Source organism: Halalkalibacillus sediminis (assembly GCF_002844535.1).
GTDB lineage: Bacteria > Bacillota > Bacilli > Bacillales > Alkalibacillaceae > Halalkalibacillus_A > Halalkalibacillus_A sediminis.
The window spans coordinates 512,105-528,265 of record NZ_PJNH01000002.1; the positions used below are offsets into that span (position 1 = coordinate 512,105).

General features: G+C 38.0%; 17 protein-coding genes. 15 read left to right on the forward strand and 2 right to left on the reverse strand.

The genetic code is table 11. The features are described 5' to 3' along the window. Positions 1–55: 55 nt before the first annotated feature. The 4 genes from CEY16_RS08675 to hag all read left to right on the forward strand — a co-directional run bounded on the left by CEY16_RS08675 (position 56) and on the right by hag (position 2,227). Entirely contained in the window at positions 56–610 is a 555-nt protein-coding gene (locus tag CEY16_RS08675) for a DUF6470 family protein (protein WP_101331593.1), read from the forward strand. A 15-nt stretch (positions 611–625) separates the two neighbouring features. Beyond that, a complete protein-coding gene (gene fliW / locus CEY16_RS08680; protein ID WP_101331594.1) occupies positions 626–1,057 on the forward strand; it encodes a flagellar assembly protein FliW in 432 nt (143 codons plus the stop codon). 1 nt (position 1,058) lies between these two features. Continuing rightward, the gene (gene csrA / locus CEY16_RS08685; protein ID WP_101331595.1) at positions 1,059–1,283 is read left to right on the forward strand and encodes a carbon storage regulator CsrA; all 225 of its coding nucleotides are present in this window, start codon (positions 1,059–1,061) and stop codon (positions 1,281–1,283) included. Positions 1,284–1,399: 116 nt separating this feature from the next. Next, positions 1,400–2,227, forward strand: a complete 828-nt coding sequence (hag, locus tag CEY16_RS08690; RefSeq protein WP_101331596.1) for a flagellin Hag — start codon at positions 1,400–1,402, stop codon at positions 2,225–2,227. Positions 2,228–2,950: 723 nt separating this feature from the next. Here hag and CEY16_RS15230 read toward each other — a convergent pair. Beyond that, the gene (locus CEY16_RS15230) at positions 2,951–3,091 is read right to left on the reverse strand and encodes a hypothetical protein (RefSeq protein ID WP_162297908.1); all 141 of its coding nucleotides are present in this window, start codon (positions 3,089–3,091) and stop codon (positions 2,951–2,953) included. 123 nt (positions 3,092–3,214) lie between these two features. Here CEY16_RS15230 and flaG point away from each other — a divergent pair, with 123 nt between their 5' ends. From flaG to fliT, 4 genes are read left to right on the forward strand one after another with little or no spacing between them, the layout of a single operon-like run. Next, the gene (gene flaG, locus CEY16_RS08700; protein ID WP_101331598.1) at positions 3,215–3,589 is read left to right on the forward strand and encodes a flagellar protein FlaG; all 375 of its coding nucleotides are present in this window, start codon (positions 3,215–3,217) and stop codon (positions 3,587–3,589) included. A gap of 13 nt (positions 3,590–3,602) precedes the next feature. Beyond that, the gene (locus tag CEY16_RS08705; protein ID WP_238378808.1) at positions 3,603–5,171 is read left to right on the forward strand and encodes a flagellar hook-associated protein 2; all 1,569 of its coding nucleotides are present in this window, start codon (positions 3,603–3,605) and stop codon (positions 5,169–5,171) included. Positions 5,172–5,209: 38 nt separating this feature from the next. Beyond that, the gene (gene fliS, locus CEY16_RS08710; protein WP_101331599.1) at positions 5,210–5,608 is read left to right on the forward strand and encodes a flagellar export chaperone FliS; all 399 of its coding nucleotides are present in this window, start codon (positions 5,210–5,212) and stop codon (positions 5,606–5,608) included. Next, positions 5,608–5,958, forward strand: a complete 351-nt coding sequence (gene fliT / locus CEY16_RS08715) for a flagellar protein FliT (RefSeq protein WP_101331600.1) — start codon at positions 5,608–5,610, stop codon at positions 5,956–5,958. Before fliS ends, fliT begins: the two co-directional genes overlap by 1 nt. A gap of 116 nt (positions 5,959–6,074) precedes the next feature. Here the strand turns inward: fliT and CEY16_RS08720 are convergent, their stop codons facing one another. Continuing rightward, the gene (locus tag CEY16_RS08720) at positions 6,075–8,543 is read right to left on the reverse strand and encodes a YheC/YheD family protein (protein ID WP_101331601.1); all 2,469 of its coding nucleotides are present in this window, start codon (positions 8,541–8,543) and stop codon (positions 6,075–6,077) included. Between the two features lie 226 nt (positions 8,544–8,769). Here CEY16_RS08720 and hpf point away from each other — a divergent pair, with 226 nt between their 5' ends. From hpf to ftsX, 7 genes are all read left to right on the forward strand, one after another. Beyond that, complete coding sequence (hpf, locus tag CEY16_RS08725; RefSeq protein ID WP_101331602.1) at positions 8,770–9,330, forward strand: ribosome hibernation-promoting factor, HPF/YfiA family; 561 nt, start codon at positions 8,770–8,772, stop codon at positions 9,328–9,330. 224 nt (positions 9,331–9,554) lie between these two features. Beyond that, positions 9,555–9,752 (forward strand): hypothetical protein, encoded by a 198-nt coding sequence (locus tag CEY16_RS08730; protein ID WP_101331603.1) that lies wholly within the window; start codon positions 9,555–9,557, stop codon positions 9,750–9,752. A 255-nt stretch (positions 9,753–10,007) separates the two neighbouring features. After that, the gene (gene secA, locus CEY16_RS08735) at positions 10,008–12,527 is read left to right on the forward strand and encodes a preprotein translocase subunit SecA (RefSeq protein ID WP_101331604.1); all 2,520 of its coding nucleotides are present in this window, start codon (positions 10,008–10,010) and stop codon (positions 12,525–12,527) included. A 122-nt stretch (positions 12,528–12,649) separates the two neighbouring features. After that, positions 12,650–13,748 (forward strand): peptide chain release factor 2 gene (prfB, locus tag CEY16_RS08740; protein ID WP_101331605.1). Its coding sequence is split into 2 segments (ribosomal slippage): positions 12,650–12,712 and positions 12,714–13,748, totalling 1,098 coding nucleotides; the frame shifts between segments, so codons are not numbered across the junction. Between the two features lie 113 nt (positions 13,749–13,861). Then, positions 13,862–14,191: a c-type cytochrome gene (locus tag CEY16_RS08745; RefSeq protein WP_101331606.1), complete on the forward strand. Its 330-nt coding sequence runs from the start codon at positions 13,862–13,864 to the stop codon at positions 14,189–14,191. A gap of 359 nt (positions 14,192–14,550) precedes the next feature. Then, entirely contained in the window at positions 14,551–15,237 is a 687-nt protein-coding gene (gene ftsE, locus CEY16_RS08750; protein WP_101331607.1) for a cell division ATP-binding protein FtsE, read from the forward strand. Beyond that, positions 15,227–16,120 (forward strand): permease-like cell division protein FtsX, encoded by an 894-nt coding sequence (gene ftsX, locus CEY16_RS08755; protein ID WP_101331608.1) that lies wholly within the window; start codon positions 15,227–15,229, stop codon positions 16,118–16,120. The genes ftsE and ftsX overlap by 11 nt, the downstream gene beginning before the upstream one ends. Positions 16,121–16,161: the final 41 nt, after the last annotated feature.

Consider the following 16,161-nt stretch of genomic DNA (forward strand, 5'->3'; position numbering starts at 1 on the left):
GTTAAGAAGCTATCTGTGAGGAGCAGATAGCTTTTCTATTAAGTAGGTGAATGAAGTGAACTTCCCACAAATTACGATGCAATCCCAAATGGCGAAAATAGGTATCAATACGACACAAGGTCAGCAGTCGATCCAACAACCGAAAGCACAATTATCCATTCAACAACCAAAAGCAGAAGTATCTATAGATCGCCGTCCACCGCAGTTATCCATTGATCAGTCACAGGCGTGGAAGGACATGGAGATATACGGGCCGCTTGAAGCTTCAAAAAGGAGTGCGCAAGCTGGTAAACAAGCCTGGTTACAATCAATGGCTGATGATTCCCGCGAAGGAGATCAGCTGATGAAAATCGAATCAGGCGGAAAACCGATTGCTTTGATTGCTCAAAATAAGGCTAATCCTCCGATGAAAGAATTCAACGTAGGATGGATCCCTTCACATGGATCAGTTAAAATTGATTATGACCCTGGTGATACAAACATTCAGGTTCAACAGAATGAACCTATTATTCAGGTGACCGCACAAAAACCTATGATCGACTACCAGGGTGGTAGTATAGAAACCTTCATAAGACAACCAAACGATTTACAAATAGATGTTGAGATTTAGAAAGGATGAAATACTTTGAATGTAAGTACAGTTTATTTTGGAGAAGTGACAGTCGATTCATCAAAAATTATTCAATTTGAAAATGGATTGCCAGGGTTTAACGATGCAAAAGAATTTGTGTTAATAGACATTGAAGGTAACCCAACCTTCCAAGTGCTTCAATCAATAGGTAAAGAAGATTTGGCATTTGTTGTGACAAACCCATTTCTGATTTATTCGAATTATGAATTCGATGCAGACGATCAAGCGCTAGAAAAATTAAAACTAGAAACGAACGAGCATCTAGTAGTCAAATGTATTTTGACGCTCGAAAAACCGTTTGAGCAATCTACCATAAATCTTAAAGCACCGATCATTATCAACGCCCAAACTAGGCAAGCTAAACAAATTGTACTTAAAGAGGATAAATTCCATACAAAACATCCAATACAACAAGGAGGGGAGTAACATGCTCGTACTGACACGCAAAACTGGCGAAGCCATACATATTGGTGATGATATTCAATTGAAAGTTATTGCAGTCGATGGCGACCAAGTCAAAATCGGTATCGATGCTCCCCGAAATGTAGATATTCACCGTTCAGAAATTTATGAACAAATCTTAGAAGCGAACCAACAAGCTGCCCAGACAAAAAATACCCTAGACCTGTTAAAAAATTTCAAAAAGGACTAAACAATTGTCTTCCCCTGACGATATATGTAGTATAAATGGAGCTTATGGCGGCCGACATAAGTTTCATAAGTCACAAGGATGTGACAAATACAAACATTCAGGGAGGAATTACCGTTATGAGAATTAATCATAATATTGCTGCGTTAAACACGCACAACCAATTAACAAACAACACAAACAACACACAGAAGTCTTTGGAGAAATTATCTTCAGGTCTTCAAATTAACCGTGCAGGAGACGATGCTGCAGGTCTAGCGATTTCAGAGAAAATGCGTGGGCAAATCCGCGGTCTTGAGCAAGCTCAAACAAACGCTCAAGATGGTATCTCTTTAATTCAAACTGCTGAAGGTGCTTTAAATGAGTCTCACTCAATTCTACAGCGTATGCGTGAACTTTCAGTACAATCTGCCAACGATACGAATACTGATGCAGACCGTGCTGAACTTCAAAAAGAGGTTGATCAGTTATCACAAGAATTAACTCGTATCTCTGATAACACTGAGTTTAACACGCAATCACTTTTAGATGGAACTTTTGAGGGTACTTTCCATATTGGTGCTAACGAAGATCAAAACATTTCACTTGAAATTGATGCAATGGATGCGGAGTCATTAGGTGTTCAAGGGGAAACTGCAGAAGATGGAATTGATGTTTCAACTCAAGAAGCTGCTAACACTGCTATAACGGCTATTGATGACGCACTTCAATCAGTATCTGAACAACGTTCAGAACTTGGTGCTTCCCAAAACCGCTTAGAGCACACAATCAACAACTTAAGTGCTTCAGCTGAGAACTTAACGGCTGCGGAATCTCGTATCAGAGACGTTGATATGGCGGCCGAAATGATGGAGTTCACTAAGAACAACATTCTTTCACAAGCGTCTCAATCAATGTTAGCTCAAGCCAATCAACAACCTCAAGGAGTACTTCAGTTACTTCAGTAATAGGTTCATTCAAAAGGTCACCTTTTCAGGTGGCCTTTTTTTCGTATTTCACGGATTTTATACACTATCGACCAGTAACTTCTCCCTAATTCATCAGCAATCTCTTGGTCAGATGCACACATATTTTTCATTACAATGATTTTATCAATTTCATCATTGGTATAGTTTCTATTATGTGAAGAGTTTGTAGCAAATACTTCTTAATTCGGATAGAACTCGATTAAACTTTTCCTTCTCTTTCCTTAATCTATATTCCCAATTTGTTTTGTAAAACATTGAAGTCCAAGTCTTAGAGGACGACTTTATAAGGCTTAAAGAGCTATATGTGTCTAATGAAGACGTTAGCTTTATAATCCATCATTGTGTTTCTGGGATGTGAAGTTTAAACTATATTTATTTTTACAGGTAGCTTCTCTAATGCCTCTTTGACATAACATTGTAGGTAGAGAACTATGCAAGAGGAAATATAAATTTTCTTAAGTCTATGATTTATTCGCTTTGATAAGATAAGGGAGCTGTCGTCCATATATAGAGCTGATAGAAATAACGGAGTCATATATTTTTCTAAGAGAGTAAGAGGAAGATGTTTGAGCCAGTCATTATCATAATAAAATGGAAAGTGTTCGGTAATCATTGGGCTTAATAAAGTTCTTAGTGTCTGGTGTCCCTTTGAAGGGATCATGTAACCTCCAAAAAGAATCGCTTCCACTTTCGATATAAATACTATTCTTCACCAAAATGCTCACGGTAGTTCAGATTGATTCTCCTAGAATTTTTATATGGCTTTGTAATTTCTCCATCACCACATATGCTTGCTAATAACACTTCAATTTGTTCAGAAGTTAATTTTTGTTCAATTAACATAATCCCGTTCTCTCAAATTTAAAGGAACATATGTTCTTATCACGCTATATTTCTATCAAAAAAACTTAACTTATCTATCAATCAACCGATATAATATGAAAAGAATTGAGGAGTTGTTTTTGGATGAACTTAGAGGGTATCATTACAAATTCCCAACTCCTGCAGCGATCGGGGCAGAATAGTTTAACAACTGAAGATATATCAAAAGCGAAACCGAAATTGCAGGGCATGCAAGAAGAGGGTGAAACTCATCGTCAATCTGGAGAAGAAATTTCTAAAGATCGAGCGATGGAGTTAGTAGATGGGTTAAATGAATTCATGGAACCGATGAATACTTCTATAAAATTCGAGTTTCACGATAAATTAGATCGTTATTATGTATCAGTGATAGATTCAAATACTGATGAAGTAATAAAGGAGATTCCTCCGAAAAAAATGCTTGATGTATATGCAGCAATGGCCGAATTTATGGGCTTTATTGTTGATGAACGCATATAAAAGGACGGTGTAAATGATGATATCTAATAACATGCGAATTGGTGGATTAGTCTCAGGAATGGATATTGATAGCTTAGTTGGGGATTTAATGAAGGCTGAACGTATTCCAATGCAAAAAATGGAACAGGATCAGACCTGGATGACATGGCAAAGAGATGCCTACCGAGAAATGAACACGAAGCTTTCAGAATTTCAAAATCTATTTTCCGATATGAAACTTTCCAGTACTTATGAATCGAAAATAACGAGTTCTTCTCAAAGTGATGCTGTGACAGCAACGGCTGGACCACAGGCTCAGGATGGTAGTTATTCAGTTGAGGTTAGTGCTCTAGCTTCTAAAGCAACGAATGTGAGTCAAGGGGGCATTTCAGCTGATGGTGAAAAAATCGACCCTAGTAAAGCTTTAAAGGATCAACCGTTTAAAAATAATTTAGTTACGGGTCCCCTTGAGTTTTCTTATTTTAATGAGGCCGGAGAGCAAGCGGTTTCAGTCACAGTTAATGATACCGATACGCTGAACGATGTTTTCGGTAAGATCAATGAAGCAAGTGATGGTGCTGTACGAGGATTTTATGATGCGAATTCAGATAAAGTTTTCTTGGAAAGAACCGACTCAGGAAACTTTAATGACGGAGATATGTTCTTAGGAGCTGAAATAGGATTTAATGGAGGTACAGCATCAGGGTTCTTTACTGATACATTAAATATAAAGAATGGTACTCAACAACCTGATGGTTCATGGGTAAAAAATGAAGTCGGCGGAACTGATGCTACATTTAAATATAATGGGATTGAAATGACTTCTAAATCTAATTCATATGATTTGGGTGGAGTTAAACTTCAATTTACTAACACAACTAATGGTGCTGCTACCATTAATGTACAAAATGATGATGATGCATTAATGGATAAGATCACTGCATTCGTTGATAAATACAATGAAGTTATAGAGACAGTGACAGAGAAAACTTCAGAGGAACGTTTCCGTGACTATCCTCCATTGACAAAAGAGCAAAGAGAAGAGATGTCTGAAAGTGAAATAGAGCTGTGGGAAGAAAAATCTCAGAGCGGAACACTTCGTAATGATCAGATTTTAGCACGGGGACTTTCAGGGATGAGAACTGCTTGGTACTCTGACGTGAATACAGGGGACCCAAATTTTAATCTCCTAGCTGACCTTGGTATTACGACATCTTCGAATTATCGCGATAATGGAAAACTGGAAATTGATCCAGCAAAGTTGCGTGAAGAAATCCAAAATGACCCTGGTAAAGTAAAAGAGATCTTATCGAACAGCTCAGAAGGAGATTCGCGAGGGTTAATTAACCGGGTGGAAGATCAACTGAAGAACGTGATGAGCCGAATTACTGACAAGGCTGGTAACGAATTCAGAACGGGACAACAATACACAATGGGTCGTCAGTTAGAATCGATGGAAGATCGAATAGGTGACTTTGAACGACGTTTGCAACAGACAGAAAACCGTTACTGGGACCAGTTCACTCAGATGGAGAAGGCGATCCAGAGAATGAATCAGCAGTCGTCTTACATGATGCAGCAATTCGGTGGCGGCGGTCAATAGTAAGGAAGCAATACTAGAAATAGGGAGTGTTCTTTTATATGGCTTACAATCAACCATATCAAGCATATCAACAGAATTCGATTCAAACGGCATCACCTGGTGAGCTTACTTTGATGTTATACAATGGATGTCTCAAGTTCATCAAGTTGGCGAAACGTGGAATCGAAAATAACTCAACAGAAGATAAGAATGTGAACATCCAAAAGGCTCAAAAAATCATCAACGAGTTGATGGTTACGCTGAATTCAGAATACGAGATTTCAAAACAAATGATGCCTTTATATGATTATATGAATCATCGTTTAGTTCAAGCTAACTTGAAAAATGATACTGAAATTTTAGATGAAGTAGAAGGAATGGTAGCTGAATTCCGTGATACTTGGAAGGAAGTTATTAAGCTCAATAAACAGCCTCAAAAAGTTAGTGTGAATCAATAATGTCAGCACTTCATAGACTCCATGATCTAACAGAAAATATAATTGTTCGTATAAAAATGGCGGACAAAAATAATCGGGAAGAAGTCGTTAGTGAGTTCGATCAGTTTGTTGAAGAGCGGGAGAAGTTGTTGAAAGGCATAAAAGGCCCTTATACTGATGAAGAAAAAGAGCTGGGCTCGAGGTTAGTGGAACTCGATCAACAGCTTCAATCATTGGTTCAAAATTATTTAAGCTCTTTCCGCACGGATATGGTTTCTTTTCAAAGGAAAAAGGTCTCGAATAAACGGTATACGAATCCGTACGCCAGTCTTTACGGCAGGGATGGCAGTTTCATAGACAAAAAGAATTAACTGTCTTTATTTATATTGAGAGTAGTGACAACACTAGGGGAAGCTTCAACAATAGAAAGAGAGCGCCGGACATAAAATTCAATTTTTATGTCCGGCGCTCTTTTTGAAAGGTGTTCTTATATTTGCATTAAATTTACTGCGTTTTTTACTTGGTTCTCAACAAAACCTAGCTCATTAATCAAACCGTATTCTGGGGTAGTTTTGATATTGAATACTTTGAACTCGCTCGATTGCAAAACGAATTCAACTGAAAGGAATGAAATATTCTTATCTAATTCTTGATTAATGACCTCCCCTATACCTTTACTCGATTTCTCCAGTTTGCTTATTTGACTTTTAGAGTTATAAAAAGTTTCATTTAATACATCAATTAGAGAGAATTGATGGTGTAGGTAATGATTCATTAAAAATTCGTTTATACTGCTGAAGAGTTTCGGGTGTTTAGCAATTAGTTCCCATTCTCCATTTAAGTTTTTCTGTAGTTGGATACTTGCAACAAAGAGATTATCTTGAAAATGATGCATCTCGTCTAAGTATTGAATATAATAAGATTTATTTTTAATCAGGTCACTTATTTGATGTGAGAGTTTTAATTGATTCATCATTTCCTGTTTGTTTTCGGAAACGAAGCAATAGTCATGACTTTCTCTTTTGATTACTTTAGATGAATTAAAAGAGTTGGAATCGCAGTCTCTTAAAATCAATTGTTTATGATTCTTAAGTTTACTTAATGTGTCTTTTGTTGAAATTAATTGATCACTTTCTATCAATAATTCCTCCAGCCCCTCTTTTCTTAATACTTTCAAGACCTCTAAATTATTGAGTTCTTTATTTTCAATCATTGGGATGCCTTCAAAATCATCTAATATGTGCTTAACCATAGGGGGAGTGTGGTTTATATTATTTATTAACACATCAGGATATCTAACCACATACTCTCGCCACTCGGATTCCTCAAAAACCTTACCTTTGATTAACATTTCATCGATATCAACATCTTTAGGGTTGAAATAGACAAAGGTACAATCATTAAAAGATGAAACATATCCATACGCTAACTTGTCCCTATCGCTCTGGTTGTCATTTTCAATGAGACCAATTAAATTTTGATTAATTTCTTTGTACGGCAACCTGGAAGACTTTGAACTGAACATAAAATTATAGGAGTCCCTTTCATTAAACTCATTTGTATAGAAGATTTGGTGTTTAGCTAAATACTCACAATACTTTAAAGTGTTTATTGCCCTTTCAACTTCGTGAGCTTTTGTCTGAGGTCCAAGGTTGGCTTCATGTATCCAAAAGCGTCGATTTTTATCAATGGCGATATCGATTCCTAATTCATCTATAGCTAATCCATATAATTTATCTATATGAAAAGATAGATTCAAAGCTGTATCTTGTAACTTGTGAAATATTTCTTCCCATTCAGCATCAAACTCTTTTTTGAGAAAATCTTCTATGTCCTTCAGGGGCTGACCTCTATTGATACTGATTTGATTACTCTTCTTATTACCAGTACGTGGGTATAGTTTAGTAATCTGCCATCTACCTTCACCGTTTTTTTGCATGTGAGCTCTGAAGTCGAATGGTTGCCCAGTTTTTGTACGTGTATGGATATATTTTTGGATAAGATGTTTCTTATTTCTTGAAAAAATCACTTCATCCAGCCAATCATAAAACTTACTATAACTAAGTATGACATGATTTTCTCTTTCTGATAGTTTAATCTTGTCGCCCTTTTCTTCTACGAAATAAATGTTTTCTCCCCTTGCACCTCTTACAGGTTTAATAACTGCTTTTCCGTACTCTTTCAAGCTATCGATTAAAATCTTTTTATCAGTGATTACTCTGAAAGGAACTAACAAATGTGCAAATTCCCTTTGCTTAACAATCTTGAAAGGCAGGGTTAATTTATCTCCGATAACAAATGAGGTGAACGGAATTTCTCTTCTAAGCTTACGTTCAATACGGGATTGACGAGCCACTGTGTTTGGAAAGATGTTATAAATTACTTCCGGAAAATCAACAGTTTCTTTGACCCAAACTCCTTGCCTATGAAATTTACCCAGTATTTTCTTGTCATTTAAATCAACATCCTCATCTGAAAAGAAAAATAAGTTAGTGTTTGTTTCATCCGAAGCTTTTAAAAAGGCCTCGACTCTTTCTTTTGGATAAACCATAGTAGGGTCTTTTTTTCCATAGTATAGTCCTATATTTGTAATATTGTTTATTGACCTACCTTCATATAGTTTATTAACTTCCGCATTAAACCTTTTTAGTGTAGGTAGAAAACTGAATTGTATAATCTCATCGATTTTTATAAAATTTTGTGCTTCCAAATGTGCCGTAATTTCTTTTATCATCTTCAAAAGTTTATTATTAATAGAATTTATAGTCTCGTTGTCTAAGGATTGATCGATGTGTCCCTGTATTGCATTATATCCTTCAACAATCGAGCTGAATATTTGAATTGAACTGTTGAATTGTTTCTGTTTGATTAGTTGTTGGAAGTATTCTGTTGCTTCAATCATTGTTTCAGAAATATGTAAGATCTGTCTTTCTTCTCTTGTGGTTTGTGTCATCATAGACCCTCCTTAATACATTATATCGGATGGTTACGAATGAAGTTCATACTCCTTTAGTCCTTTTAAGAAAAAATTAGGTTTAAATACCATTGTTTTTTAAGTTCATAAGAATTATTTTATGTTATAATCAAAATACACAATATTCTAACTTTTCTCTCAGTTTCAGCTGAAATTGTTGAGGGTAATATAGAATATGTGTTGCACAAGTTGAAAGGAGGACATTATCATGATTTACAACGTAAGAGGTGAAAACATCGAGGTTACCGATGCCATCCGAGAGTATGTAGAGAGAAAGATTTCGAAGTTGGAGCGTTATTTTGATGAACCCGTGACTTCGGAGGTACATGTAAATTTAAGTGTCCATAATGATGAGCAGCGTATTGAGGTTACCATTCCGATGCCGAACTTATTGCTTCGCGCAGAGGTTTCTCACGCAGACTTATATGCCGCGACTGACTTAGTCGTTGACAAATTAGAAAGACAAATTCGCAAACACAAAACGAAAATCAATCGAAAATTCCGTCAGCAAGGAGCTCCAAAGCACGTTTTCGCTGAGATGGAAAAGGAAGCTGCTGCGAACGGTGCGAAATCCCAAGATGATGATGACATTGAAATTGTGAAAAAGAAACGATTCGACTTGAAACCGATGGATGAAGAGGAAGCAGTCCTACAAATGGACATGCTGGGTCACGCATTCTATGTTTTTGAAAATGCGGACACAGGTGAAACGAACGTCGTTTATCGACGAAACGATGGAAAGTATGGCTTAATCGAGCCGACGGTATAATAATGAAAGTACAAGAATCTCTCACTTTGGTGGGGGATTCTTTTTCTGTGTAAATTTATTTGAAAAAGATATGAAATTGTATTTTCCGTTTCGTCTTGTTATGTTTTGCAAAAAATCATCGAATAAAGTCCGTTCACCCCTAAGATACTGCCATTATAGCGATTGGCGGGTAATTCTTAGCCATGATATAACTAATCTAACGAATCATAAAGGGGGAATACGAGATGAGCAAACACCTCAATTGCTCGGATCTGAAACAACAATTGGATCAGCAAGAATTGTTGATTTCTCAGTTAATGCACATTGTTGCAAGTACCAACAAGCGTGTCTCGATTATTGAAAAAAACGTGCCCAACGACATTACCTCCGAATCTTCGAACACAAGCGCCTTACCCACTCCCTCCTCACTTCCTGTCAGATAATGATCCCTTTATGATTCTATTTTAGGTTGACTCTTGTGGTCAGCCTCTTTTTTATTATATTTGGAAAAGTATCTTCATTATATGTCATGCTTTTTCTTGTAGGATTAACAAACCAACTTTCCTAACCAATATCATCGCACGTTTCGAGCTTATATATGCTATTTCGCAACGCCCTATCCAGTTGTCATGGTTGTTTCATTAGTGTTATGATTATATTTGGATAATTGTAATTGTAAAAAAATTGAGGTGCAGATGATGAGGCAATTGTTAACGAAAGTGTTTGGTGATGGAAATGCCAAGCAGTTGAAGAAACTTGAGAAAATTGCAGATCAAATAGAAGAACTGGAGCCGAAGATGCAACAGCTTTCGGATCACGCGCTTCAGGAAAAAACTGAAGAATTTAGAGGGCGTTATAACCAAGGTGAATCATTAGACGATATGTTAGTGGAAGCTTATGCAGTAGCTCGAGAAGCGGCGAAGCGTGTATTAGGTATGCGTCCGTTCTACGTTCAGCTATTGGGTGCGATTGCGCTTCACCATGGTGATATCGCTGAGATGAAAACAGGTGAAGGTAAAACATTGGCATCGACAATGCCAGCATATTTGAATGGTCTCACTGGTAAAGGGGTCCATATTATCACAGTCAACGATTATTTGGCTGATCGTGACGCTCAAGAGATGGGCGAGCTATATAACTGGCTCGGATTGACTGTTGGTTTGAACACGAACTCCCTCTCCAAAGACGAAAAGCGTGAAGCTTATGCGAAGGACATAACATATGGTACGAACAATGAGTACGGGTTCGACTATTTGCGTGATAATATGGTTCTTTATAAGGAAAAAATGGTGCAGCGTCCGTTACATTTCGCCATCATTGATGAGGTCGACTCGATTTTAATTGATGAGGCTCGTACGCCATTGATCATTTCGGGTTCTCAGAAGAAATCGCAGACGAACTACTTACAAGCTGATTCGTTCGTTAGCACTCTTCAAAATGAAGAAGATTATACTTTTGATGAGAAAACTCGTAACGTTCAGTTGACCGAACAAGGTATTTCTAAAGCCGAGCAATATTTCAACATCGAGAACTTGTATGATTTGGACAACGTATCTCTGACTCACCATGTGAATCAGGCATTAAAAGCACATGTTGTCATGCAAAAGGACACGGACTATGTAGTAGATGAAGATCAAGTGGTCATCGTCGACCAGTTTACGGGTCGTTTGATGAAAGGTCGTCGCTATAGTGATGGTCTTCACCAGGCAATTGAAGCGAAAGAAAATCTCCAGATTCAGAAGGAGAGCATGACACTCGCAACGATTACATTCCAGAATTTCTTCCGTATGTACGAAAAGATTTCTGGTATGACTGGTACTGCTAAAACTGAGCAGGAAGAATTCCGTAACATTTATAATATGGATGTTATTTCGATTCCGACAAATAAACCTATTGTCCGTCAAGATAATGCGGATATGATTTATAAGTCTATTGAAGGAAAATATCGTGCACTTGTGCAGGATATTAAAGAACGTAATGCTAAGGGACAGCCTGTGCTTGTAGGTACAGTAGCGGTCGAAACTTCAGAAGTCATTGCGAATCTTTTGAAAAAAGCTGGCGTGAAGCATAATGTGTTGAACGCGAAGAACCACTTCCGTGAAGCGGAAATTATTTTAGAGGCTGGTCAAAAGGGCGCGGTAACAATCGCGACGAACATGGCCGGACGTGGTACTGACATCAAGCTTGGTGATGGTGTAAAAGAACTCGGTGGTCTCGCGGTAATTGGTACCGAACGTCATGAATCACGTCGTATCGATAATCAGCTTCGTGGACGTTCAGGTCGTCAAGGGGACCCTGGTTTGTCTCAGTTTTATTTGGCGATGGAAGATGAACTGATGCGCCGTTTCGGTTCTGACAATATGCGCGCGATGATGGATCGTCTTGGTATGGAAGACGATCAACCAATTGAAAGTAAGATGGTTTCTCGTGCAGTAGAATCGGCTCAAAAACGTGTAGAAGGTAACAACTTCGATGCCCGTAAACAACTACTAGCTTATGATGATGTGCTACGTCAGCAGCGTGACATTATTTACGCTCAGCGTTTTGAAGTACTTGATTCTAATCACCTTCGTGAAATCATCGAACAGATGATTCATTCAACAGTCGAGCGTAATGTCGCTGGTTACACGATTGATGAAGAGGAAGAGAACTGGGATCTTGAAGGTCTAGCTGAGTACTTACATGCAACGGTATTAGAGCCTGATGAGTTAAGTGCAGGTAAACTCAAAGGTAAAGAGCCTGAGGAAATGACTGAGCTTGTAATGGAAATCGTTAAGCGTAAGTACGATCAGAGAGAAGAAGAGTTGTCTGAAGAACAAATGCGTGAATTCGAAAAAGTTATTTTACTTCGTACAGTTGATTCTAAGTGGATGGACCACATCGACCAGATGGATCAGCTTCGACAAGGTATCCACTTGAGAGCTTATGGACAGACTGATCCGTTACAAGAGTACCAAACGGAAGGTTTCTCCATGTTCCAAGATATGATTGGAAATATTGAGCAAGAAGTAGCAAAATACGCTATGAAAGCTCAAATCCGCGAGAACTTGCAACGTGTAGAAGTAGCATCAGGTACTCAAGCAATTGCTGGTGGCAATCAGAAGAAAGAAAAGAAAAAGCCATCTCCTTATATTAAAAAGGATGAAGTAGGTCGTAACGAGCCTTGTCCATGTGGCAGTGGTAAGAAATATAAAAACTGTCATGGTAAAGCCGTTTAGTGATTCAACCAATTTACAATGTTAATGTGTAGTCTTTTAATAAAATGCTACAAAATATGAAACGATAAGGAGTGCCTGCGGAAGAACAGGCACTTCTTTTTCCTAAGGAGTGTTTAAGCGTTATGGATTTATCAGAAATTAAACATGAAATTGATCAACTCCAGCAACGTCTGGAAGATTTCAGGGGGTCTCTTTGACTTAGAGGATGACCGGAAACGAATTGATGAACTTGAGCATGAGATGACTGAGCCGAACTTTTGGGATGATCCTGATGAGGCTCAGAAAGTGATCAATGAAGCGAATGGAATTAAAAGTCGTGTAAACAGTTTCGATGACAATGTGGAACGGGTTGAAAACTTGGAAGTCTCATACGAACTGGTGAAGGAAGAGAATGATGAAGAACTGTTCGATGATCTTCAAGAGCAGTTGAAAGAAACGGTGGAACAGTTCAATGCATTCGAGCTAGAGATTCTTTTAAGTGAACCTTATGATAAGAATAATGCAATTTTGGAGATCCACCCAGGTGCTGGTGGGACGGAATCACAGGACTGGGCGCAGATGTTACTAAGAATGTATACTCGTTTCGCTGAGCGTCGTGGTTATTCGGTGGAGACATTGGATTACTTACCAGGGGATGAAGCGGGTGTCAAAAGTGTGACGATTTTAGTCAAAGGACACAATGCTTTCGGTTATTTGAAGGCGGAAAAAGGAGTACATCGCCTTGTGCGGTTGTCACCTTTTGACTCTTCAGGCCGTCGCCATACTTCTTTTGCATCCTGTGATGTAATGCCTGAATTTAATGATGAAGTTGAAATTGATGTGAAACCTGATGATCTAAAAATTGATACGTATCGTTCAAGTGGTGCTGGAGGTCAGCACGTCAACACGACAGACTCGGCTGTTCGTATCACTCACATTCCAACGAACACGGTCGTGACATGTCAGTCTGAAAGATCTCAAATTAAAAATCGTGAGCAGGCGATGAAAATGCTTAAGTCGAAGTTGTATCAATATGAGATTGAAAAGCAACAGGCTGAGCTTGATGAAATTCGTGGTGAACAAAAGGAAATTGGTTGGGGAAGTCAAATCCGCTCTTATGTGTTCCATCCTTATCAAATGGTGAAAGATCATCGGACGAATTATGAAAACGGAAATACGCAAGCTGTTATGGACGGCGAGTTGGATGACTTCGTTGATGCTTATTTACGTTCGCGTGTTTAATTAGAGGTATACTTAGTGTAATCATAGTCAAATTTTTAATTGCTACTTGGCATATTTTTCTTTACACAGGGTAATATACGAAGTAAGTATATATAGCAGGAGGCGTATTTGATATGAAGAGAAATATTATGGTTGGAGTATTCGGGTTCATGCTTGTCCTCGGTGCTTGTGGTGGCGGAGATGAAGAAAGTGGCGGTGGTGGTGACGATCGCTCAGAAGGTGCAGAGCTTTACACTCAAAACTGCTCAACATGTCACGGCGGGAACTTACAAGGTGGTAGTGGTCCAAACTTAGAAAATGTCGGTGAAAAGTATGATGTAGATACAATCGTGGATATTGCACAAAATGGTAAAGGTGGTATGCCTGCTCAGAATATAACTGAAGAAGAGGCTACTACAATTGCTGAGTGGATTACTAGTAGAGGTTCAGGTGAAGGTGAATAAAATACTTAAAAAACAAGTACTGATTTCGATTAGTACTTGTTTTTTTTATTTCTAATAATAGGTATAATTTCAATAATTAACATTTCATAGGTATTTTGAACTTTTTTATAAATATACATCAATTGGCCTATTTCTTTTGTCGAGGAAACCCGATAAATGAAATATAAATGTAATATGGTGAAGGGTATATTTTCAGTTTAGAGATGTTATAATGTGAATTGTGAAATTGAATTAGTCGAATTCTAACGAACAAAATGGAATCATTTGGACATAATTTCATGAATTGTGGTAGAATATGATTTAATTAAGCGAATTTTCTCACAAAATCAGAGGTCATCAGGAGGCACAGGTGAAAAGATATGATTGAAATGCAGGATCTATATAAGGTATATAAGAATGGGGTCACAGCGTTAAACGGTGTGAGCACGAATATCAATCAAGGTGAATTCGTGTATGTAGTCGGCCCAAGTGGGGCTGGAAAGACATCTTTTATCAAAATGATGTACCGTGAAGAAACACCATCTAAAGGAAAGATATACATAAACGGTGTGGATGTCGGAACAGTTAAAGAGAAGAACGTACCTTTTTTGCGTCGTGACATAGGGGTTATCTTCCAAGACTTCAAATTGCTTCCTCGTTTAACAGTTTACGAGAATGTAGCTTTTGCACTTGAAGTAATAGAAGAAAATCCTAAGAAAATAAAGCGAAGAGTCATGAATGTGTTGGAACAAGTAGGTTTGAAGCATAAAGCTAGATTCATCCCAGCACAGTTATCTGGTGGGGAGCAGCAACGTGTTGCCATCGCTCGCGCAATCGTCAATAACCCTAAATTGATTATCGCTGACGAGCCGACGGGTAATCTAGATCCAGAGACATCATGGGAAATCATGCGTGTATTTGAAGAAGTTAATGCGACTGGTACCACTTTAGTGATGGCTACTCACAGTAAAGATATAGTGAATAAATTAAGAAAACGCGTCATTGCGATGGAGAAAGGCGAAATCGTAAGGGACGAGCATCGAGGGGAATACGGCTATGAAGTTTAGTACAGCCAAAAGACATCTTAGAGAAGGCTCAAAAAATATTATTAGAAACAGCTGGATGACAGTTGCAGCTGTCGGTGCTGTAACCACTACATTAGTATTGGTAGGAATATTCTTAACACTGATTATGAACATCAATCAGATTGCAGATAACATAGAAGAAGATGTTCAGTTAAAGGTATACATAGATCTAGCCGCACAACAGGAGCAAGTTGATGAGTTAGAGCAAGAGATTTCACAGATTTCCGGAGTTACTAAACTAGAATATTCATCAAAGGAGGAAGAGCTGGAGAATTTAATTGAGGACTTAGGAGAAGAAGGCGAGCAGTGGGAATTATTTGAACAAGCCAACCCTTTGAACGATGCATTTGTCGTTCAAACACAAGCGGCTGATCAGTACCAGCGCGTTTCTAAAGAAATTTTAGCTATGGATAATGTTGAGTCAGTCGACTATTCCGAGAATGTGGTTGAAAGATTGTTAACTTTCAATGATTATGCAAGATACATAGGGATCGCATTCATCGGCGCGTTATTACTGACTGCCATTTTCTTAATCTCTAACACGATTAAGATGACGATTTTAGCAAGACAAGATGAAATTGGAATTATGAAGCTTGTAGGAGCTAAAAACAGTTTCATCCGTTGGCCATTTTTCATTGAGGGATTATTGATGGGTGTACTTGGCTCAATCATACCGATCTCAATTGTAATGGGTGGTTATTACTATCTTTACGAGAATTTCAGAGATTCAATTAATGTACCGTTTGTAGAGTTATTACCGTTTAATCCGTTTGCATTGCAGATTTCATTATTACTATTAGGTATCGGCGTATTCATCGGAGTATGGGGAAGTGTTATGAGTGTACGCAAATTCCTAAAAGTTTAATACGTAATAACATCACAGAACACAAACAACAATTATTAAAC

Coding starts and splice junctions, on each gene's coding strand:
- ftsE (WP_101331607.1), top strand. CDS start 14,551: ATGATTGAAATGCAGGATCTATATAAGGTATATAAGAATGGGGTCACA.
- csrA (WP_101331595.1), top strand. CDS start 1,059: ATGCTCGTACTGACACGCAAAACTGGCGAAGCCATACATATTGGTGAT.
- hpf (WP_101331602.1), top strand. CDS start 8,770: ATGATTTACAACGTAAGAGGTGAAAACATCGAGGTTACCGATGCCATC.
- CEY16_RS08705 (WP_238378808.1), top strand. CDS start 3,603: ATGATGATATCTAATAACATGCGAATTGGTGGATTAGTCTCAGGAATG.
- fliT (WP_101331600.1), top strand. CDS start 5,608: ATGTCAGCACTTCATAGACTCCATGATCTAACAGAAAATATAATTGTT.
- secA (WP_101331604.1), top strand. CDS start 10,008: ATGAGGCAATTGTTAACGAAAGTGTTTGGTGATGGAAATGCCAAGCAG.
- flaG (WP_101331598.1), top strand. CDS start 3,215: ATGAACTTAGAGGGTATCATTACAAATTCCCAACTCCTGCAGCGATCG.
- CEY16_RS08730 (WP_101331603.1), top strand. CDS start 9,555: ATGAGCAAACACCTCAATTGCTCGGATCTGAAACAACAATTGGATCAG.
- ftsX (WP_101331608.1), top strand. CDS start 15,227: ATGAAGTTTAGTACAGCCAAAAGACATCTTAGAGAAGGCTCAAAAAAT.
- hag (WP_101331596.1), top strand. CDS start 1,400: ATGAGAATTAATCATAATATTGCTGCGTTAAACACGCACAACCAATTA.
- CEY16_RS15230 (WP_162297908.1), bottom strand. CDS start 3,091: ATGTTAATTGAACAAAAATTAACTTCTGAACAAATTGAAGTGTTATTA.
- CEY16_RS08745 (WP_101331606.1), top strand. CDS start 13,862: ATGAAGAGAAATATTATGGTTGGAGTATTCGGGTTCATGCTTGTCCTC.
- CEY16_RS08720 (WP_101331601.1), bottom strand. CDS start 8,543: ATGATGACACAAACCACAAGAGAAGAAAGACAGATCTTACATATTTCT.
- fliS (WP_101331599.1), top strand. CDS start 5,210: ATGGCTTACAATCAACCATATCAAGCATATCAACAGAATTCGATTCAA.